Genomic DNA, 20465 nt, shown 5'->3' with positions numbered 1-20465 from the left:
GGCGCCCCCGGCGCGAAACGGAACCTCCTCGCGGGTCCGCGCGCTGAGCTTCCTGCGCCGCCGCCTGGCCTGACCCCCGTCTCCGGTCACGGCTTCAGCAGCACCTTGACCGTGCCGTCCTTCTCCGGACCACCGCTTTCACGCCGGGCCGAATGCCCCGGTGGATCACCCGAAAACAAAGACGCCGTCGGCGGGTTCGCGGGTATTGGAGGGCCGAGGACGACAAGGAGGGATCACCGTGACGCAGGTACATCAGCGGGATGTCGTCGACGTCCTACTGGCCCAGCACAGTGACATCAAGGCCCTGTTCAACCAGGTCGCCACGGCGCAGGGCGAGCAGAAGCGCGAGCGGTTCCAGGAGCTCGTGCGGCTGCTGACGATCCACGAGAGCGCCGAGGAGCAGGTCGTCCACCCGGCCGCACGCCAGGCCCTCGGCGACGACGGTCACCGGGTCGTCGACACGCGCCTGGAGGAGGAGACGGAGATCATGCGGGCGCTGGCCGAGCTGAACGACGTCGGCGTCGGGCACCCCGGGTTCGACGATCGGCTCGCGGCGCTGGCCGCGGACATCTTCGAGCACGTGGCGCACGAGGAGGCCGAGGAGCTCACGCGGCTGCGGGCGACCGTGGGGTCCGAGGAACTGCAGCGGATGACGGCGGTGTTCGAGGCGGCCGAGAACCGCTAGCTTGTGTCGTTTACACACGAAGGCCCCGCCACGCGGCGGGGCCTTCGTCCATGTTTCGATCCGATCAGAGGCCGGGCCGGGGCACGTCACCGCGCCACGTGCCGGTGGCCTGACCGCGCTCCTCGATGAACTGCTTGAAGCGCTTGGTGTCGGCCTTCACCTGCATCGAGTCGGCGCCGATGGCGCTGCCTGCCTTCTCGGTGAGGTTCTGCGGCTGCCAGTCGAGCTGGACGGTGACCCGCGTGTCGGTGTCGCCGAGGCGGTGGAACGTCACGACGCCCGCGTGCCGGGTGTCGCCGTCGGTGCTCTTCCAGGCGATCCGCTCGTCCGCGTGCTGCTCGGTGATCTCGGCGTCGAACTCGCGCCGTACGCCGGCGACCTTCGTCACCCAGTGGGTGTGCCGGTCGTCGATCTGGCGGATGGACTCGACGCCACTCATGAACTGCGGGAAGGACTCGAACTGGGTCCACTGCTCATAGGCCGTGTTCACCGGGACGTGTACGTCGATGGACTCGGTGACCGTGCTCATGTCTACCTCCTTGCCGGTGTCCCTTTCACCTTTCGAGTGCCCGGCACAGCACGGCGAAAACGTAAGCGCGGTCACGAAACCACCCGAGCCTCATGACCGGTAAAGTGCCGGCCATGACCACCACGCTCCGGCCGCCCCGCGCCGGTCTGCGGGGCCTGACCCCGGCCCTGATCCCGCTCGGGCTGATGTTCCTGGCCGTCGGCATGTCCACGGCGGTGGTCTACCCGTTCCTCGCGCTGTTCCTCAACACCGACGTGCACGCCGGGCCGGCCCAGGTGACCGCGTTCCTCGTCGCCGCGCCGCTGGCCGGGGTGCTCGTCACGACCCTCGTCGGCCGGCTGTCGGACCGCGGCCCGTACCGCCGCCGGATCCTCGTCGGCGCGGCCCTCGCGGGCATGGCCGGCACCGGGGTCACCGCGTTCGTGCGCGACTACTGGGTGCTGCTGGGGCTCACGGTGACCGCGACCGCGCTGTCCGGCTCGCTGTTCCCGCAGACGTTCGCGTACGCCCGGCAGGTCCTCGAGCGCGACAGCCCGGGCCGCGCGGCACTGGGCATCAGCGCGATGCGCACGGTGTTCTCGCTCGCCTGGGTCGGCGGCCCGGCCCTCGCCGCGGTGCTGCTTGACGCCGGCGGCTTCGGGCTGCTGTACGGCACCGCCGCCGCCCTGTACGGCATCGCGGCCCTGGTGGCCACGCTGCGCCTCGAGGACCTCGCGCCGCCGCGGCGGGAGAACACCGAGGAGGACGCGTCGCCGCTCGCCGTGCCCCGCCTGGTGCTCGCGCTCACCGTGGCCGCGTTCGTGCTGCTCCAGGTGCCGATGACGCTCGGCGTGCAGGCGCTGCCGTTGTTCATCGACCGGGACCTGCACCGGGACGCGTCGGCGGCGGGCCTGGTGCTGGGCCTGTGCGCGGCGCTGGAGATCCCGCTCATGCTCGGCCTGGGCGCCCTGACCACCCGGTTCAAGGTACGCACCCTGATCCTGATGGGCGCCGTGGCCGGGATCGCCTACGAGGCGGTCGCGTGGTCGGCCTCGAGCCTGTGGGTGCTCATCGCGGCCCAGCCGCTCAACGCCGTCTTCATCTCCGCGATCTCGGGCGTCGGGATCACCTACGTGCAGGACATGATGCCGGGCCGGCCCGGGCACGCCACGACGCTGTACACCAACACGTTCCCGGTCGGCGCGATGTTCGCCGGCTCGATCCTGGGCATCGCGGCGCACTTCGGGTACCGCAGCGCGTACGCCATCGGCACCGCACTGTGCGCGGGCGGTCTGCTGCTGCTCGCGGTCCGCAGCTCCCGCCCGCGCACGTGACGGGACGGGCTCAGCGCAGGCTGTCGACGTCGATGACGAACCGGTAGCGCACGTCGGACCGCAGGACCCGCTCGTACGCCTCGTTCACCGCGTCGGCGCCGATGACCTCGACGTCGGGGGCGATCCCGCGCTCGGCGCAGAAGTCCAGCATCTGCTGGGTCTCGGCGATGCCGCCGATGCTCGAGCCGGCGAAGGACCGCCGGTTGCCGAACAGCGCGAACACCGGCACCGGCAGCGGCTGCGGCGGGGCGCCGACGCTGACGAGCGTGCCGTCCAGGCGCAGCAGGCCCAGGTAGGCCGCCATGTCGATCGGGGCGCTGACCGTGTTGATGATCAGGTCGAAGCTGTTCCTGAGCGCCTCGAACGTGGCCGGGTCGCCGGTGGCCTGGTAGTCCCGGGCGCCGAACGCGAGACCGTCGTCCTTCTTGCCCAGCGTCTGCGACAGTACGGTCACGTCGGCGCCCATCGCCACGGCGATCTTGACCGCCATGTGGCCCAGGCCGCCGAGGCCGACCACCGCGACCTTCTTGCCGGGTCCGGCGTTCCAGTGCACGAGCGGCGAGTAGGTGGTGATGCCCGCGCAGAGCAGGGGCGCCGCCTTCTCGTAGGGAATGTTCTCGGGCACCCGCAGGACGAAGTCGGCGTCGACCACGATATGGGTCGAGTAGCCACCCTGCGTGATGGTGCCGTCACGGTCGACGCTCGCGTAGGTCCCGGTGTTGCCGTTGAGGCAGTACTGCTCCTGCCCGGCCCGGCAGTTCTCGCACTCGCGGCACGAGTTGACCATGCAGCCGACGCCGACCCGGTCGCCGACCGCGTGCCCGGTGACCTCGCGGCCGACCTCGGCGACCTGGCCGACGATCTCGTGGCCGACGGTGAGCGGGTACGCCACGTCGCCCCACTCCCCACGCACCGTGTGGATGTCGGAGTGGCAGATGCCGGCGTAGCGGATCTCGATGAGAACATCGTGCGGCCCGAGGTCGCGCCGCTCGATCGTGGTTCGCACGAGCGGGTCGGTGGCCGAGGTCGCGGCGATGGCGTTGACTGTGCGCATGGTTCCAGGTAACCGCACCCGCGGCACCGGTGGGAGGTTCTGGTGAAACGTGTACCACCAGTACACCCCAGTTCGGCACGGCCGGTCGTACCGTCGGAACCGTGAACAACCGAGTCGAGGTGCGCGAGTTCCTCACCTCACGCCGCGCCAAGCTGACCCCGGACGCGGCCGGAATCCCGGCCGCCGGCCTGCGCCGCGTCCCCGGGCTGCGCCGCAGCGAGGTCGCCGCCCTGGCCGGGGTGAGCGTCGAGTACTACGCCAAGCTCGAACGCGGCCAGCTCGCGGGCGTCTCCGCCGGGGTGCTCGAGGCCATCGCCCGCGCCCTGCAGCTCGACGACGCCGAACGCGCCCACCTGATGCGCCTGGCCCAGGAGGCCAACGGCAGCAACGCGCTGCTGCGCCCGAGCCGCCGCCCGAAGCAGTGGACCGTCCGGCCGAGCCTGCAGTGGTCCCTCGACGCGATCACCGCCCCCGCGACCGTGGTGAACGGGCGGCAGGACCTGCTCGCGACCAACCTGCTCGGCCGGGCCATGTTCCACGACCTGTACGGCGACCCGTCCCGTCCCCCGAACTTCGGCCGGTTCACGTTCCTCGACAGCGCCGCCCACCGCTTCTACCCCGACTGGAACCTGTTCGCCGACATGACCGTGGCGAACCTGCGCACCGCCGCCGGCGTCGACCCGCACGACAAGGGCCTGCACGACCTGGTCGGCGAGCTGTCCACCCGCAGCGACGACTTCCGCCGCCGCTGGGGCTCGCACAACGTGCGCATCCACGGCACCGGCGTCAAGCATTTCCACCACGGCGTCGTCGGCGACCTCGCCCTGGCCTACGAGAGCACGGCGCTGATCGCCGAGCCCGGGCTCGTCCTGACCATCTACGCGGCCGAGCCCGACTCGCCGACCGCGCACGCCCTCACGCTGCTGGCCTCCTGGGCCGTCACCAGCGACACCGGACTGTCCGCGGCACCGGCCCGCTAGGCCGCGGCCGGGTCAGGAGCGCCGCCAGTCCTCCGGGGGCGCCACGGTCGGATGGCGTACCGGGGGCAGGACCGCCGTCACCGTCGCGTAGCCCTCGGCCAGCAGGGCGACGTCGGAGCCCGGGACCCGCTCGGCGCCGCGCTCCCTCAGGGCGGTGCGCACGAACCCGGTACCGCTCTCCACGAGCGTCATCTGCACCTGCCCGAACGGGGCCAGGGTCGCCGGGCGCAGGCCGGCGACGGCCCCCAGCGGGCGGTCGGGCACGTTGAGGTTGAGGGCGGTGCCCTCCGGGGCCGCGGCCAGCCAGTCCAGCAGGCCGCTCGCGATCGCCGCGGCGGTGGGCCAGCAGCGGCGGGCGTCGTCCGCGGCGGGCAGGGCGTTCAGCGCCGGGTCGCCGAGGATGTCGAGGGAGACCGCGAGGCCGCGCAGCCCGTCGGTGGCCCCGGTAAGCACGGCGCCGACGGTGCCGGAGTGCAGCACCGCGTGGCCCGCGTTCGCGCCGCGGTTGATCCCGGACAGCAGCGCGTCGGGGCGCCCGCCGAACGCGCCGAGGCCGGCGAGCACGGCGATGTACGCGGGCGAGGCCGGCACGGAGTACACCGGCACGCCGGCCAGCCCGTCGAGCTCGACGGCCTCGTAGAGCAGCCGGCCCCCCTCGACCGTCGCGCTCAGCGCGGCCCCGGCCCCGCTGACCTCGGCGTGCGGCGCGGCCACCACCACGTCGTGCCCGCCCGCGCGCACGAGCCGGGCCAGGTGCCGTATCCCGGGCGCGCCGACCCCGTCGTCGTTCGTGACCACGATCCGCACGGCTACCGCTCCCAGGGCTCGAGGCGGGTCCGGCCGATGAGCTCCCGGACGGCTTCGCCGCGGCCGGAGCCGAGGCCGTGCCGGGTGACGTTGAGCGCGCCCGCGGCCGCGCCGGTGCGCACGGCCTCCTCGACGCCGCCGCCGTGGGCGAGCACGGCGGCCACCCCGGCGGTCATCGAGTCCCCGGCCCCGCGGTGGTCGACCACCTCGAGCTTCGGCCCGTGTACGGTCGCCACCCGGCCGTCGTCGTAGACCGCCAGCGCCGGCTCGCCCGCGCGGCTGACGAGCACCGTGCCGGCGCCCTCCGCGCGCAGCGTGCGGGCGGCGTCCACGAGCGCGGGCACGTCGTCGGCGGTGGCCCGGCCGTCGTCGAGGAGCTCCTCGTGGCTGACCTTCACGAACGCGGCCCCGCCGGCCACCGCCGCGGCGAGCAGGTCCCCGGAGAGGTCGGCGACCACGGTGCTGCCGTTGGACCCGAGGTCGGCGGCGAGGCGCCGGTACGTGTCGGCGTTCACGATCGCCGGGTCGGCCGGCCCGCTCAGGACGCTGACGTCGGCGCGCAGCCCCGCCACGAGCGAGGTGTTGTACAGCTCGTCGAGGTCGTGGCGGGTCAGCGGCGGGCCGGGATGGTCCGCGATCTGGGTGCGCTCGCCCTCGCGGCGGTCGTGCACGTACCAGCCGCTGCCCGCGCCCCGGTCGACCGTGTGCAGCGCGATGCCTGGGTCCAGGTGGCCGAGCAGGTCGCTCAGCACCGAGCCGATCTCGCCGCCGACGCCGACGCACAGGTCGACCTCGCACCCGAGCGAGGCGAGCATGCGGGCCTGCCACACGCCCTGCCCGCCCGGGTGCACGTGCAGCTCCTCGTGGCCGGCCTGTCGTTCGATCGTCACCGTCAGGACCGGGGCGGGGGCGAACACCATCACGCGGCCGCTCATGCCGACGCCTCCGCAAGCTCCGGCGCCGGCCTGAGCTCCACCCTGTGCCCCTGATGAGCGGCCACTCCGCTCCGCTCCGTACCGCTCATGCCCCGGTATTGCCCGCCTCAGGGACGCCCGAACCAGGTTTCGAGGGCCTTGTCGAGCCCGTCGAGCGCCGGGCCGCCCCAGGCGACGACGCCGTCCGGGCGGACGAGCAGGTTCTCCGGGCCGGGCACGGCGGTGACGCGCCCGGCCCAGCCGGCGGCGAGGCGGGTCGCGGCGCCGTCGGGGGTGGCGTCGAGCAGGAGGCCGCCCGGCGTGCGCAGCAGCTCGTAGAGGCGGGCGGCGCCGACCGGCCGGTCCGCCGCGACGCGACCGGCCTCCGGGTGCTCGCCCGGGATCGGGTACGGCCGGTCGACGCCGGTCATGAGCCGGGACACGTGCGCGTTGGGCTCGTCGTAGGCGAGCAGCTCGGTGAAGAGCTCACGCAGGGCCGACGTCTGCGGGTCGGGGCGCATGAGGGCGATCTGGGCGCGGGTGTTGGCCAGCGCGGTCGCGGCAACCGGGGCGCGCTCCTCGTGGTACGTGTCCAGCAGCCCCTCGGGCGCCCACCCGGCGATGGTGGCGGCGAGCTTCCAGCCGAGGTTTGCCGCGTCCTGGAACCCGAGGTTGAGGCCCTGGCCGCCGAACGGCGGGTGCACGTGCGCCGCGTCGCCGGCCAGAAGCACACTGCCTTCGCGGTACCGTGTCGCCTGCCGCGTGTTGTCCGTCCACCGGGTGCCGGCGATCAGGGCGTTCACGACCACGTCGGTGCCCGAGACCCGGCGCAGGCTCGCCTCGATCTCCGCGCGGTCCAGCGGGCGGTCGCGGTCGGTGGGCGGCCCGTCGAACTCGACGGTCAGCACGCGCTGCGGGCCGGGGCCGTACACCACCATGCCGGTACCGGTGCGGTGCCAGCCCTTCTCCAGCGGGTTGGGCCCGGCGATGTCGACGAGCGCCTGGCGGCCGGTGATGGTGGCCTGGGTGCCCTCGAACCCGAAGCCGGCCAGGCGGCGCACGGTGCTGCGGCCGCCGTCGCAGCCGACCACGAACCGCCCCGTGACGGTCGTGGTCCCGCCGGCGTGCGCCACCTCGACGCGCTCGCCGTCCAGGCCCGTCACCTCGCAACCGCGCACCACCGGCACGCCGAGCTCGCGCGCGTACGCCTCCAGGACCGCCTCGACCTGCGGCTGCGGCGCGAAGATGGGCATCGTGCGCAGCTCGGGCGCGCCGCGCAGCAGCCACAGGCCGGCGAAGTGCCCGAGGGGCCGGCCGGTGCCCAGGGCGGCCAGGACGCCCGGGTCCGGCGCCGGAAACCGTTCGAGCAGGCCCCGCTGGTCGAAGACCTCCGCGGACGACGGGCCGACCGAGCCGGCCTTGATCTGCTGTGACGGCTCGGACAGCCGCTCCAGCACGACCACGTCCACCCCGTAGCGGCGCAGTTCGGCGGCGAGGAACAGCCCGACCGGCCCGGCACCGACTACCATCACGTCGTACGAATTCTTGAGTTCCACAAACATTAGGGTAACCCAAAAATGCTCCGAGAGGAAAAGAAGGCCCGCGCCCGGGCCGCCATGGCCGACGCGGCCGCCGCGCTCTTCGCCGAGCACGGCTACGACGGCGTGGCGATGACGCAGGTCGCGCGGGCCGCCGGGGTGTCCGAACAGACGCTGTACAACTACTTCCCGACCAAGGAGTCGCTCGTCTTCGACCAGGCCGACGCGTTCGAGGCGACGATGCTGGCCACGCTCGCGGGGCGCGGGCCGGACGGGGACCTGCTGGACGCGTACCGACGCTGGCTCGACGCTTTTCTGCTGGGCCCGGCCGCCCGCCGCGCGGTCGAGAACCCCGGCGGCATGGTCCGCCTCGTCGCCGGCAGCGACGCCCTGCGCCGGGCGCTGCTCGACCTCGCCCACCACGTGGCCGGCGCGCTGGGCCCCGAGCTGGAGCGGACCGCCGGATACGCGCCGGCCGCCGCCACCGCCCTCGCCGACGGCCTGGTCGCCGTGTTCGTGCGCACCGTCGAGCGCCTCGGCGCGGCCCCGAACCGCCGCGCCGTCCCGGCCGTGACCCGCCGTGCCCACGAGGCCCTCGACGCGCTGCGCCCGCTGGTACATTCGCGATCATGAAGGGGACCGCGCTCTGGACCGGCAACTTCACGCGGTACTTCCTCGCCCGCACCGTGTCCGTCTTCGGCGACGCGATGCTCATCGTCGCCTCGGCCCTGGCCGTCGGCCACCACTACGGCGCCACGGGCGTCGGCCTGGTGCTGGCCGCGTTCTCGATCCCGTTCCTGGCGAGCATCCTCTTCGGCGGCGTCTTCGCCGACCGGATCGGCGCCCGCCCGCTGATGCTCGGCGCCGATCTGGTCCGGCTGGTCGCCCAGGGCAGCGTGGCCGCGGCCTTCTTCCTGGGCACCCCGGCGCTGTGGCTGCTGCTCGTGTGCTCGGCGGTTCACGGCGCCGCCTCGGCCGCGTTCCAGCCCGGCGTCAACGGCATGGTGCCGCTGGTCGCCACCGACCTGCACCGCGCCAACGCCACCATCAAGGTGTCCCAGTCCATCGCGCAGCTGCTCGGCCCGGCCACCGCCGGCGTGGTCTTCGGCCTCCTCGGCGCCGGGCCGCTGTACGCCACCGACGCCGCCACGTTCGCGGTGAGCGCGGCCTGCCTGGCGGGCCTGCGCCTCGGCGCCGTGCCGCCCCCCGACGCCGCTACGTCCCCGCTGCGCGACCTCGCCGCCGGCTGGCACGAGTTCCGCTCCCGCACGTGGATCTGGAGCGTCATCCTGGTCTGGGTGGTGTACGGCGTCCTGCTCTTCGGCCCGCTCATCCCCCTCGGCTCGGTGCTCATCAGCGGCCGCCTGGGCGCGCCCGCCTACGGCTGGACCGAGTCGGGCCTCGCCGCGGGCGCGATCGCCGGCGGCCTGCTCGCCCTGCGCCTGCGCCCCCACCGCCCCCTGGCGGCCGGCGCGGTCGCCATGTTCGGCTACGGCCTGCTACCGCTGGCGATCGCCCTGCACGCACCCCTGGGCCTGCTGCTGACCGCGGCGGCGGCCAACGGCGCCGCGTGGTCGTTCTGGTCGGTGATGTGGCAGACGAGCGTGCAGACCCACGTGCCGCCGGAGATGCTCAACCGCATCACGTCGTACGAGGTCTTCGGCTCGGACGGCAGCCTGCCCATCGGCCAGGCCCTGGCGGGGCCGGTGGCGGCCCTGGTCGGCGCCGAGGCGGTCCTGGGCTTCTCGGTGGGGGTGAGCGCCCTGGGCTGCGTGGCCCTGCTCCTCATCCCGGCGGTGCGCGCCCTGCAGCGCAGCGAGCCCCACGTGCCCGCCGCCGACACCCGAGTCAGCCCGTGACGGCTCGGGCGGCTAGTCTCCGGCGGCGACGCCTGCGCGGGTCAGGTCCTCGGGCACGACGATCCGCTCGTACAGCTCGTCGCTCACCCCCCGGCGCAGCGCCGCCTCCTTGAGGGTCAGGTTCTCGTCGATCGCCAGGTGGGCGATCGACGACGCCTTGTCGTAGCCGATGACCGGGGACAGGGCGGTGACCATCATGACCGAGCGCTCGACATCCCGCCGCAACTGGCCGTGGTCCAGCTGGACGCCCTCGACGAGGAACTCGCGGAAGTGGTCGGCGGCGTCGCCGAGGATCCGTACCGAGTGCAGGACGTTGTTGATGATCACCGGGCGGAAGGCGTTGAGCTCGAAGTTGCCCTCGTTGCCGGCGACGGCCACCGCGGTGTCCGAGCCGAGTACCTGGATGCAGACCATGAGCATGGCCTCGGCCTGGGTCGGGTTCACCTTGCCGGGCATGATCGAGGAGCCCGGCTCGTTGGCGGGCAGGATCAGCTCGTGCAGCCCGGCGCGCGGGCCGGAGCCGAGCCAGCGCATGTCGTTGGCGAACTTGAACAGCGCCGTGGCCACGCCGCGCAGGGCGGCCGAGACCCGGACCAGGGTGTCCAGCGAGCCCTGGGCGGCGAACTTGTTCGGTACCGTCACGAACGGCCGGCCCGTCAGCTCGGCGATCGTCCGGGCGCTGTCCGCATCGAAGCCGGGCGGCGCGTTGAGACCGGTGCCGACGGCGGTGCCGCCCATGGCGAGGCGGTACAGGCCGGCCATTGTCGCGGTGAGGTGCGCGGTCGCGTCCTCGATCTGGGCGGCGTAGCCGGACCACTCCTGGCCGACGGTGAGCGGCGTCGCGTCCTCCAGGTGGGTCCGGCCGATCTTGACGACGTGCGCCCACTCCCGGCTCTTGCGCTCGGTGGCGTCGTGCAGCCGGGCGAGCGCCGGCAGCAGGTGCTCCTCGATCGCGGTGACCGCGGCGATGTGCATGGCGGTCGGGAAGGTGTCGTTGGACGACTGGCCCATGTTCACGTCGTCGTTGGGGTGCACCGGGGTCTTGGACCCGAGCCGCCCGCCGACGAGCTGGATCGCCCGGTTGGAGATCACCTCGTTGACGTTCATGTTCGACTGGGTGCCGGAGCCGGTCTGCCACACGTACAACGGGAACTCGCGGTCGAGCTCGCCCGCGATCACCTCGTCGGCCACCCGCGAGATCAGGCCGGCCTTCCACTCCGGCATCCGCCCGGCGTTCGCGTTGATGCGCGCGGCGGCCTTCTTGACGTAGCCGTAGGCGTGGTAGACCGCCTTCGGCATGCGGTCTTCGCCGATATCGAAGTGCACCAGCGAGCGCTGCGTCTGCGCGCCCCAGTAGTGGTCGGCCGGGACGGCGACCGTGCCGAGGGAGTCGGTCTCGTCGCGGGTGCCGATGGTGTCGAGGCCGATCGGCACGTCGAGCACGGCGGGTCCGCCCCGTCCGCCGGCCGGGTTGCGTGCGGCCATCGCCGTCACCCGGCCTTGACCGGGCGGTACTCGGGCCGCCACATCGCGTCCTGCACCTGCTGGACCGGGTCGGTCAGCTCGGCCCGGGCCAGGCCCTCCGCGGCGGCCTGCTTCGCGACCGCGACGGCGACCGTGGCCGACACCGCGCGCAGGTTCTCCACGTGCGGCAGCAGCGACGCGCCGGGGGTGCTCACGTCGACCAGGCCGGCGACGGCCTCGGCGGCGGCGGCGAACATGCCGTCGCTGACCCGCTTCGCCCGGGCCACGATGGCGCCGAGGCCCAGCCCGGGGTACAACAGGGCGTTGTTCGCCTGTCCGATGCCGAAGGTGACGCCCTTGTACGTGACCGGCGCGACCGGGATGCCGGTGGCGATCAGGCCGCGCCCGTCGGTCCAGGCGATGAGCTGCTCCGGCATCGCCTCGATGCGCTCGGTCGGGTTGGACAGCGGGAAGATGATCGGCCGGTCCGCCTGCGCGGCCATCTGCCGGATCACCGCCTCGGTGAAGGCGCCGTGCACGGTCGAGGTACCGATCAGCATGGTCGGGCGGACCCGGGCGACGACCTCGGTCAGCCCGATCCCGCCGTCGCGCCGCCAGCCCGCGACCTCGGCGGCCGGCCGGGCGTACGGGGTCTGGTAGTCGCGCAGGGCGGTCATGTCGTCGGTGAGCAGGCCCGGCCGGTCGAGGCACCAGATCTGCCGGGTGGCGGTCGCCCGGTCCGCCCCGTCGCGGATCATCGCGTCGCGCAGCTGGTCGGCGATGCCCACGCCGGCGGTACCGGCGCCGAAGACGACGATCCGCTGCTCGCGCATCCGGGTGCCGGTCACGCGCCCGGCCCCGAGCGCCGCGGCGAGCACGATCGCGCCGGTGCCCTGCATGTCGTCGTTGAACGTGCACACCCGGTCGCGGTAGCGCTCCAGGATCCGCCGGCCGTTGCCGGGCCCGAAGTCCTCCCAGTGCAGCAGGGCGTTCGGGAACAGCTTGGTCGCCGCCCGGACGTACGCGTCGATGAACTCGTCGTAGCGCGGCCCCCGCACCCGGGCGTGCCGGTTGCCGAGATAGTCCGGATCATTGAGCAGTTCTTCGTTGTTGGTACCGACGTCGAGCGCGATCGGGATCACCCGCCCGGGGTCGACGCCGGCCGCCGCGGTGTAGACGGCGAGCTTCCCGATCGCGATGCCGATCCCGCCGGCGCCCCAGTCCCCGATGCCGAGGATCTCCTCGGCGTCGGAGGCGACGATCAGGTCCACGTCGTCCGCCCCCAGCCCGGAGTCGGCGAGCGCCGCCTCCACCCGCTCGGGCTCGTTGATCGACAGGTACACCCCGCGCGGGCGGCGGTACTCGTGGCTGTACCGCTTGATCGCCTGGCCCACCGTCGGGTCGTACACGACGGGCAGCATCTCGCGCAGGTGCTCGGCGAGCAGCCGGTAGAACAGCACCTCGTCGTTGTCCTGCAGCATGGCCAGGAACGTGTTCTTGTGCAGGTCGGACGGCTGGCGGTGGTACTGCTCGTACACCCGCCGCACCTGCTCGTCCAGGGACAGCACGGTCGGCGGCAGCAGCCCCTCCAGGCCGAGCGCCGCACGCTCCTCCCGGGTGAACGCCGTACCCTTGTTGAGCAGCGGCGTCTCGAGCACCTCCGCCCCGCGTGCCGTGGTGACGAACACACCGTTCTCGGATCGGAACTTCCGCCTCGCGGCCACCCGCGTCGCCGTAGCCATCGAACCGCCTCCCGCTTGTCGTCGGTACCGCGGGTGCACTACCCAGCCCCGGCCGCTTACTCCCGGGCCGTGCCACTCAGTCGCTGTCGAACCAGACCCAGAAGTCCGGCTTGGCCGGCACCCCCGCGGCGGTGAGCAGCCCGGTCACCGCGTCGCGGTTCGACTCGATGGGCCGCCCGTCGCCGAGCGCGCCGCGGGCCACCAGGTCGGTGAAGCACGCCGCCAGCCGGTCCTCCGCCGGGGCGCCGTCCGGGGTACGGCCGAGCCGGGCCTCCAGGTCGGCGGTCAGCGGCTCCAGGGAGTCGTACGGGGTGACGACGCTGTAGCCGTACTCGCGCCCGGGATCGCCGGGGCGGGCGCCGTAGTCGTAGAACTCGCTGAACGAGATCCGGTTCTCGATGGAGGAGACGAGCAGGGTCAGGGAGAACAGGCAGTCGGTGTCCGCGCGGTTGGTGTGCAGCAGCCGGTACCGCCGCTCGAACCGCTCCTCGAACTCGAGGCCGAGCTCCTCGTAGAGCGCGGCGACCGGGCCGGCGTGCGCGCCGGAAGCGTCCGCGAACGCGGTGAAGACCGCGATGAACCGGCCGATCCGGTCGCCCGCCGCGATGTCCACAATGGACGCGGGATGGGCCGCGGCGAGGTGCCCGGTCAGGCGGTCGATGTCGTCGTACTCGGTCACGACGTGCCGCCGCCCGTCGTGACCGCCGTACTCGGCGAACGTGATCGCCGGCGGGCGGCCGTCGGGGGCGACCGTGAGCGTGGCGTGGCGGGACAGGTGCACCCACGGGACGGTGCTGTCACGGCGCACCAGCAGCCCGGCCGCGGCGAGCAGGTCGGCGACCCGTTCCCGGGCGGCCATCGGCGGCAGGTCGAGCTTGCCCCGCGCGGCGAGGTCGGCCACGGCGGCGACGAGCGGCCCGGGGTCGGCGTCCACGCGCGCCTCGGCCCGGAACGACGTGAAACGCCCCATCCAGCCGGATCCGTCGCCCGTGTACTTCTCCGTGAACACCAGCGCGTCGCGCACGGCGACGGCGAGCGTGCGCTGATGGCCGGTCGGCGTCGTGGAGGTGTGGAGGACCTGCTCCGCGCTCATGCCAACACGGTAGACAGCGTCCGCCAATGGACGTGACGGCACGGGCATCGCACTCGTGAGGTAAAGAACGGTTTGACACGCCCCTCGCGAGGGTAAGCGGCGAATCCATGGACAGCCCGTGTACGGCGTAGGATCTGTGAGCATGGCCGAGCCCCGGGGGGTCGTCGTAGTCGGCGCCTCCGCTGGTGGTGTGGAAGCGCTGCGCACGTTCGTGGGTGGGCTTCCCGCCGACCTGCCCGGCGCGTTGTGCGTGGTGCTGCACGTCCCCCGCACCGGGACGAGCGCGCTCCCGCAGATCCTGAGCCGGTCGGGGCCGCTGCCGGCCGTGCACGGCACGGACGGCGCCGCGCTGGAGAACGATGTCCCGGAGGACGCGCTGCCATGAATGCCGAGGCCGGCGAGCTGACCTGCACGCACGAGCCGGACTTCCCGGTGGCGGTGCTGCACGCGAGGGGACGGCTGACCTTCGCCACCGTGCCCGAACTGCGCAGCTGCGCCCAGAAGGCGCTCACCGACCAGCCCGAGGTGCTGGTCGTCGACGTGTCCGGGCTCGAGGCCCGCGACGACATCACCCTGACCGTCCTGCCCATGCTGGCCCGGCAGGGCGCGGAGACCGGCACCGACGTGATGATCGTCGGGCCGCGGCCGCACCTGCGCGAGCAGCTGGACCGGCTCCGCGTCGCGCGCCAGGTGCCGGTGCACGCCGAGCTCGCCGGCGCCTTGAGCGCCCACGCGCGCCTGCCCGGGCCGCGGCGGCTGGAGCTCGACCTGCCGGCCGAGCCGCACTCGACAAGCGCGGCCCGCGAGCTCGTCGACCGGGCCTGCGTCCAGTGGAAGGTGGGGCACCTGGCCGACACCGCGGCGCTGATCGTCACCGAGCTGGTCGCCAACGCGGTCGAGCACGCCGGCACGCCGATCGGGGTCCGCGTCGCGCTGCGCACCCGGCACCTGCACGTGGCCGTGCGCGACGAGAGCCCACTGCCGCTGGAGCGCTCCGCCGACGACGAGGAGCCCGGGCGGGGGCTGCTGATCGTGGAGGGCATGTCCTCGGCGTGGGGATGCGTACACACCGCGGGCGGGAAGGTTGTGTGGGCGACGCTGCGCCTGCCGATCAAGCGGTAGCGCGGCGCGGTGACCCAACCCGACCCCGACTTCGAGGCGCTGTTGGTCTACCTCAAGGAGGCCCGCGGCTTCGACTTCACCGGGCTACGAGCGGTCGAGCCTGATGCGGCGCGTCGAGCGGCGGATGGCCCAGGTCCCGCCGAACGACTCGCGGAGTACCTCGACTACCTCCAGGTCCACCCGGACGAGTTCACGGCGCTGTTCAACACCATCCTGATCAACGTGACCGGGTTCTTCCGCGACCCGGACGCGTGGGCGACGCTCAGCCGCGAGGTGCTGCCGCGCCCGACCGACGAGCACGACGGGCCGCTGCGCGTGTGGAGCGCCGGCTGCGCGTCCGGCGAGGAGGCGTACACGCTGGCCGTCGTCCTGGCCGAGGCGATGGGCCCGGAGCAGTTCCGGGAACGGGTAAAGATCTACGCGACCGACGTCGACGAGGAGAGCCTCGCCCACGCGCGGCAGGCCACCTACGCGTGATGGAGGTGGCGGGCGGTACGAATCCGGCCGCTAGCGGTGCGCCGCCGCCGACATCGGCATAGCGTTGGGGGCTAGGGGGCGGCCATGGAGTTGACGATCACGATGTCACAGCGCCCGGATGCAGCCCTGCTCGAGTGCGCCGGGGTTCTCGACTACGCCTCGGCGCCGTACCTGCGGCAGATCGTGTTCGAGCAGTTCGACGCGCGGACCGCGCACGTGGCGGTCGATGTGACCCAGGTCCGGCTGGTCGACGCGGCCGCCATCAAGATTCTGCTGTACCTGAACCGGCGGGGCGAGCAGCTCGACGCCGACCTGCAGGTCACCGGGGCGGCCGGCGTGGCGCTCTCGGCACTGGAGATCGCCGGGGCGGCGAAGCAGCTCGGCGTGTACGAGCAGCTGGACTGGCCCGTCGAGGAGCGCGGGCGCCGCCCCGTCGACCTCGACGCGGTCGATCTCGGGCACGGGCAATGGCCGGCCGGGGTCACCGAGTCGCTGCTGCGCATGGCCCAGCTCCCCGCCGGCGACCGCGGCCGGGCCCGGGTCCGCAACCAGGTGATCGAGCAGTGCCTGCCGGCCGCGCACCGCCTCGCCCGCCGCTACGACAGCGGCAGCGAGCCCGCCGCCGACCTGGCCCAGGTCGCCGCGCTCGGCCTGGTCAAGGCGGTCGACGGCTTCGACCCGCAGCACGGCACCGAGTTCGGGCCGTACGCGACGCCCACGATCACCGGCGAGCTCAAGCGCCACTTCCGCGACCGGGCCACCGGCATCCGGCTGCCGCGCCGGCTGCAGGAGCTGCGGATGGCCGTCAACCAGGCCCGCGACGGGCTCGCCCAGCAGCTCGGGCGGTCGCCGACGGTGAACGACATCGCGCACGAGACCGGGCTCACCGACGAGCAGGTCATCGAGGCGATGGGGGCGACCCGCGCGTACCGGCCGCTGTCCCTCGACGTGCCGACGCCCGGCATGGACGACGACAGCACCATGCTCGACACGATCGGCGGCGACTCGCCCGAGTTCAGCCTGGTGGAGTACCGCGAGTCGCTCAAGCGCCTGATCTGCCGGCTGCCCGGGCGCGAGCAGCGCATCCTGTCGCTGCGCTTCTACGGCAACCTCTCCCAGCTGGAGATCGCCAAGCAGGTCGGGCTGTCGCAGATGCACGTCTCGCGGCTGCTCGCCCACTCCCTCGACTTCCTGCGCCGCCACCTGCAGGACGACTAGCCGGTCACCATCCGCCGGGCGGCGCCTCCAGCGTGCCAGGCGTCAACGACGCGGCGGGAGAACCGTTTTGGTTGATCACCGGGGCGCGGAGGTAACGGGACCCGGCATGAGCGTCCTCGGGATCAACGCGATGTTCCACCGGCGGGCGGTATGAACCTCTTCGACGCCGTACTGTTCGACCGGGACGGGACCCTGGTCGAGGACGTGCCGTACAACAACGATCCCGCCCTGGTCCGCCCGCTGCCCGGCACCCGGGCCGCCCTCGACCGCCTGCGCGCCACCGGCCTGCGCCTCGGCGTCGCCACCAACCAGTCCGGGCTGGCCCGCGGGCTCATCACCGCCGAGCAGCTGCACCGGGTCAACGCCCGCATCGAGGAGCTGCTCGGCCCGTTCGACATCTGGCAGGTCTGCCCGCACGACGATGCCGCCGGCTGCCCCTGCCGCAAGCCGCGTCCGGGTCTCGTCCGGGCCGCGGCACGCGACCTGCACACCACGCCGGAGCGCTGCGTCGTGGTCGGCGCCGCCGGCCGCGACATGGAGGCCGCCCTCGCCGCCGGGGCCGCCGGCATCCTGGTCCCGACGGGGCTGACGCGGCGCCCGGAGGTGGCCGCCGCCCCGGCCGTCGCCGCCGACCTGCGCGGCGCCGCCGAGATGATCCTGCAGCGCGACGAGCTGCACCCGTCGGGCCCGCGGACCCCGCACACGGCCGGCACGGTCCTCGTGGTGCGCCCCGACTCGGCCGGCGGCGTGCTCGTCACCGGCCCGGCGATCCGCGCGGTCGCGGCCGGCGCGGCGCGGGTGGTGCTGCTGTGCGGGCCGCGCGGGCGGGCCGCGGCCGGGCTGCTGCCCGGCGTCGACGAGGTGATCGAGTGGCGGCTGCCGTGGATCGACCCCGAGCCCGACCCGGTCGCCACCGACGCGATTGACGCGCTGGTCGCCCGGCTCGCCGCGGCCGGCGCCGACGAGGCCGTCGTCTTCACCTCGTCAGACCAGTCGCCGCTGCCGACCGCGCTGCTGCTGCGGCTGGCCGGGGTCGGGCGGATCAGCGCGATCAGCACCGACTACCCGGGCTCGCTGCTCGACGTGCGCCACCGCGTGCCGGGCGGCATCCCCGAGGCCGAGCGGGCGCTGTCGCTCGCGATGGCGGCCGGGTTCCCGCCGCCACCGGGCGACGACCTGCGCCTGCGCGTCAAAGAACAGCCGCCACCGGGCAACGACCTGCGCCTGCGCGTCAAAGAACAGCCGCCACCGGGCGACGACCGACCCCTGCACACCGGCGAGCTGCCGCCGGTACACCAGGCCGGCCCTTATGTCGTGGTGCATCCAGGCGCCTCCGGGGCGGCCCGGGCCGCCCCGGCCGACGTGCAGCGGCGCATCGTGAAGGTGCTCACCGCCGCCGGCTGGAACGTGCTCGTCACCGGCTCGACCGGCGAGAAGGCGCTCACCGCCGAGGTCGCCGGCGACTTCGGCACCGACCTCGGCGGCGCCACCGGCCTCGCCGAGCTCGCCACCCTCCTGGCCGGCGCCGGCTGCCTCGTCGTGGGCAACACCGGCCCGGCGCACCTGGCCGCCGCCGTCGGCACCCCGGTCGTGAGCCTCTTCGCCCCGACCGTCCACTTCGGACAGTGGGCGCCGTTCCGGGTGCCGGTGGTGCGCCTGGGCGACGCCGCGGCCCCGTGCCGCGACACGCGCGCCGTGGCCTGCCCGATCGGCGGCCACCCGTGCCTGGCGGGCGTCGACCCGGCCGCGGTGGTCGCCGCCGCCGAACTGCTCGGCAGCCGGAGACGACCGTGAACACCAAACGGGTGTCCACGGGCCGCGCCGGGGCGCCGGAGACGTGATCCTGGTGCTGCGGGCCCTGGGCGTCGGCGACCTCGCCACCGGCGTGCCGGCGCTGCGGGGCCTGCGCCGGGCCTTCCCCGGCGAGCCGATCGTGCTCGCCGCCCCGGCGTGGCTGGCCCCGCTCGCGGCGCTCACCGGCGCGGTCGACCGGCTGCTGCCCGGCGACGGCCTCGACGAGCGGCTGCCCGAGCTGCACCCGGCCGTCGCCGTCGACCTGCACGGCCGCGACCCGCAGTCGCAGAGCCTGCTGCGGGCCACCCTCCCCTGGCGGCTGCTGGTTCGACGAGCATGAGGTCGTCCGCTGGTGCCGGATGCTGCGGTGGTACGGCCTGAGCTGCGACGAGGACGACCTGGCCCTCACCCACCCCGACCCGCCGCGCCCGGGCGTCACGATCGTGCGCCCGGGCGCCGGGTCCGGCCTGCGCCGCCGGCCGCCGGACCGGTTCGCCGCCGTCGCCCGGGCCCTGGCCGGCGGCGGGCACGACGTCGTCGTCACCGGCTCCCCGGCCGAGGCGCCGCTGGCCCGCCGCATCGTCGAGGAGGCGGGCCTGCCCCGCGCCGCGATGCTCGCCGGTGTGATGGGGCTGTGGGACCTGGCCGGGCTCGTCGGCCATGCACTGCTGCTCGTCAGCGGCGACACCGGCATCGCCCACCTCGCCACCGCGTACGGCACGCCGTCGGTCGTCCTGTTCGGCCCGGTGCCGCCCCGGCTGGGGGCCCGCCGCCGGACCGGCCGCAGCACGTGGCCATCCGGCGCGGCCGCACCGCCGAGCCCGGCGACACCCCCGGCAACGCCCCGCACCCGGCGCTGCTGGCCGTCGGCGTCGACGAGGTCGTGGCGGCCGCCCGCCGGATCGCCGGGGCGCCCGTCGGCGTCGACGAGGTCGTAGCCGGTCACTTTCCGTGGCGACCTTCCCAGGTCCGCGACACGTGGAGATCCGGGGCAGAAGCGCCGTGCGGCTTCTGGCAAACTGCCCGAATGCAACCACCGGCGAACGGCTGGACCGTCGGACCTCTGCCGCCCTCCGTGTACTGGCGCCGCCGGGCCATGGTGGCCGTCGTCGTCGTGGGCGCCCTGCTCATCGTGTGGATCTTCCTGCGCGGCGGGGGCGGCGACGGCAAGCCGTCCGCGGTGACCAGCGGGGCCGCGTCGGGCGCCGCGGGCACGCCGGGCCCGGTGGCGGCGACGACCCCGGGCGCCGAGTCGTCCGCGCCCCAGATCGTGCCGGCCAGCCCCGAGTCGAGCTCGCCCCCGCCGGTCGAGCGCAGCGCGCCCCCGGCCAACGTCGCGCCCTGCGGCGACGACCAGATCGCCGTCACCGTGACCGCGACCCCGTCCCCCGGCGTCGTCGGCGGCACGTTCACGTTCAACATCAACGTCGCGAGCAAGGCCGCCGACTGGTGCTCGCGCGACCTCGGCCCGGGCGCGCAGGAGGTGCAGGTGCTGCACGACGGCGCCCTGCTGTTCTCCTCCGACGACTGCGACGCCAAGAAGACCAGCGACGTGCGCGCCTTCGCGGCGGGCGACGCGGTGCGGTACCGCTTCGTATGGAGCAGCTACCGGACCACCCCGCACGCCTGCGCGCCGGCGCAGAACCCGGCCCCGGCCGGCACCTACCAGGTCGTGGCGCGGGTCGGCACGAAGGTCAGCGGCCCGACCGACTTCACCATCAACCGCTGATCCGCCGCAGCGCCAAGGGCAACAGGCAGAGCCCGATGCCGTACGCCACGATCAGCGCAAATCCGCCTCAGCCCGTACATCGACACCCCGAGGCGGCCGATCGCCGTCGTTGCGAAGAACGCGGCGGCGCCGGGGATGCGCAGCACG

General features: G+C 73.9%; 19 protein-coding genes and 1 pseudogene. 12 read left to right on the top strand and 8 right to left on the bottom strand.

Going from position 1 to position 20465, the window contains the following annotated elements:
* Positions 1-238 precede the first annotated feature (238 nt).
* On the top strand, positions 239-685 hold the full coding sequence (locus AB0B76_RS07075) for a hemerythrin domain-containing protein (RefSeq protein ID WP_360370693.1): 447 nt from the start codon (positions 239-241) through the stop codon (positions 683-685).
* A 64-nt stretch (positions 686-749) separates the two neighbouring features.
* Here AB0B76_RS07075 and AB0B76_RS07070 read toward each other — a convergent pair whose 3' ends face one another.
* Positions 750-1214, bottom strand: a complete 465-nt coding sequence (locus AB0B76_RS07070; protein ID WP_360370690.1) for an SRPBCC family protein — start codon at positions 1212-1214, stop codon at positions 750-752.
* Between the two features lie 113 nt (positions 1215-1327).
* Between AB0B76_RS07070 and AB0B76_RS07065 the strand changes: the two genes are divergently transcribed.
* Positions 1328-2527, top strand: a complete 1200-nt coding sequence (locus tag AB0B76_RS07065; RefSeq protein ID WP_360370688.1) for a sugar efflux transporter — start codon at positions 1328-1330, stop codon at positions 2525-2527.
* Between the two features lie 10 nt (positions 2528-2537).
* Here AB0B76_RS07065 and AB0B76_RS07060 read toward each other — a convergent pair whose 3' ends face one another.
* Positions 2538-3581 (bottom strand): NAD(P)-dependent alcohol dehydrogenase, encoded by a 1044-nt coding sequence (locus AB0B76_RS07060; RefSeq protein WP_360370685.1) that lies wholly within the window; start codon positions 3579-3581, stop codon positions 2538-2540.
* Between the two features lie 101 nt (positions 3582-3682).
* Here AB0B76_RS07060 and AB0B76_RS07055 point away from each other — a divergent pair, with 101 nt between their 5' ends.
* Complete coding sequence (locus AB0B76_RS07055; RefSeq protein WP_360370682.1) at positions 3683-4561, top strand: helix-turn-helix transcriptional regulator; 879 nt, start codon at positions 3683-3685, stop codon at positions 4559-4561.
* Positions 4562-4573: 12 nt separating this feature from the next.
* Here AB0B76_RS07055 and AB0B76_RS07050 read toward each other — a convergent pair whose 3' ends face one another.
* The 3 genes from AB0B76_RS07050 to AB0B76_RS07040 all read right to left on the bottom strand — a co-directional run bounded on the left by AB0B76_RS07050 (position 4574) and on the right by AB0B76_RS07040 (position 7838).
* Positions 4574-5368, bottom strand: a complete 795-nt coding sequence (locus AB0B76_RS07050; protein ID WP_360370679.1) for a 5'/3'-nucleotidase SurE — start codon at positions 5366-5368, stop codon at positions 4574-4576.
* Positions 5369-5370: 2 nt separating this feature from the next.
* A complete protein-coding gene (locus AB0B76_RS07045) occupies positions 5371-6303 on the bottom strand; it encodes a PfkB family carbohydrate kinase (RefSeq protein WP_360370677.1) in 933 nt (310 codons plus the stop codon).
* Between the two features lie 107 nt (positions 6304-6410).
* Positions 6411-7838: an FAD-dependent monooxygenase gene (locus tag AB0B76_RS07040; protein ID WP_360370674.1), complete on the bottom strand. Its 1428-nt coding sequence runs from the start codon at positions 7836-7838 to the stop codon at positions 6411-6413.
* A gap of 21 nt (positions 7839-7859) precedes the next feature.
* On the opposite strand from AB0B76_RS07040, the gene AB0B76_RS07035 reads away from it, so the two are divergent.
* Both AB0B76_RS07035 and AB0B76_RS07030 read left to right on the top strand, forming a co-directional pair.
* Complete coding sequence (locus AB0B76_RS07035) at positions 7860-8453, top strand: helix-turn-helix domain-containing protein (protein WP_360370671.1); 594 nt, start codon at positions 7860-7862, stop codon at positions 8451-8453.
* Positions 8450-9679: an MFS transporter gene (locus tag AB0B76_RS07030; RefSeq protein WP_360370668.1), complete on the top strand. Its 1230-nt coding sequence runs from the start codon at positions 8450-8452 to the stop codon at positions 9677-9679. The genes AB0B76_RS07035 and AB0B76_RS07030 overlap by 4 nt, the downstream gene beginning before the upstream one ends.
* A gap of 12 nt (positions 9680-9691) precedes the next feature.
* On the opposite strand, the gene AB0B76_RS07025 is transcribed toward AB0B76_RS07030, so the two are convergent.
* The 3 genes from AB0B76_RS07025 to AB0B76_RS07015 form a co-directional block, all read right to left on the bottom strand.
* Positions 9692-11164 carry a class II fumarate hydratase gene (locus tag AB0B76_RS07025; RefSeq protein ID WP_360370665.1) on the bottom strand — a complete coding sequence of 491 codons (1473 nt, stop codon included), beginning with the start codon at positions 11162-11164 and terminating at the stop codon, positions 9692-9694.
* 5 nt (positions 11165-11169) lie between these two features.
* A complete protein-coding gene (locus AB0B76_RS07020) occupies positions 11170-12867 on the bottom strand; it encodes an NAD-dependent malic enzyme (protein ID WP_360370662.1) in 1698 nt (565 codons plus the stop codon).
* 94 nt (positions 12868-12961) lie between these two features.
* Complete coding sequence (locus AB0B76_RS07015) at positions 12962-13978, bottom strand: hypothetical protein (RefSeq protein WP_360370659.1); 1017 nt, start codon at positions 13976-13978, stop codon at positions 12962-12964.
* Positions 13979-14120: 142 nt separating this feature from the next.
* On the opposite strand from AB0B76_RS07015, the gene AB0B76_RS07010 reads away from it, so the two are divergent.
* From AB0B76_RS07010 to AB0B76_RS06980, 7 genes and pseudogenes are all read left to right on the top strand, one after another.
* Positions 14121-14363, top strand: a complete 243-nt coding sequence (locus AB0B76_RS07010) for a chemotaxis protein CheB (protein WP_360370656.1) — start codon at positions 14121-14123, stop codon at positions 14361-14363.
* Entirely contained in the window at positions 14360-15100 is a 741-nt protein-coding gene (locus AB0B76_RS07005; RefSeq protein ID WP_360370653.1) for an STAS domain-containing protein, read from the top strand. Before AB0B76_RS07010 ends, AB0B76_RS07005 begins: the two co-directional genes overlap by 4 nt.
* 9 nt (positions 15101-15109) lie before the next feature.
* Positions 15110-15577, top strand: a complete 468-nt coding sequence (locus AB0B76_RS07000; protein WP_360370650.1) for a CheR family methyltransferase — start codon at positions 15110-15112, stop codon at positions 15575-15577.
* Between the two features lie 84 nt (positions 15578-15661).
* Positions 15662-16795 carry a SigB/SigF/SigG family RNA polymerase sigma factor gene (locus AB0B76_RS06995; RefSeq protein ID WP_360370647.1) on the top strand — a complete coding sequence of 378 codons (1134 nt, stop codon included), beginning with the start codon at positions 15662-15664 and terminating at the stop codon, positions 16793-16795.
* A 150-nt stretch (positions 16796-16945) separates the two neighbouring features.
* A complete protein-coding gene (locus AB0B76_RS06990) occupies positions 16946-18589 on the top strand; it encodes an HAD-IIIA family hydrolase (RefSeq protein WP_360370644.1) in 1644 nt (547 codons plus the stop codon).
* A gap of 43 nt (positions 18590-18632) precedes the next feature.
* Positions 18633-19481 (top strand): annotated as a pseudogene (locus AB0B76_RS06985) (glycosyltransferase family 9 protein); the annotation flags it as partial.
* 135 nt (positions 19482-19616) lie between these two features.
* Complete coding sequence (locus tag AB0B76_RS06980) at positions 19617-20318, top strand: hypothetical protein (RefSeq protein WP_360371690.1); 702 nt, start codon at positions 19617-19619, stop codon at positions 20316-20318.
* Positions 20319-20465: the final 147 nt, after the last annotated feature.

It is taken from the genome of Dactylosporangium sp. NPDC049140 (assembly GCF_040648435.1).
The sequence above is the reverse complement of the archived record's forward strand: the minus strand, read 5'-3'. Positions and strand labels throughout refer to the sequence as shown.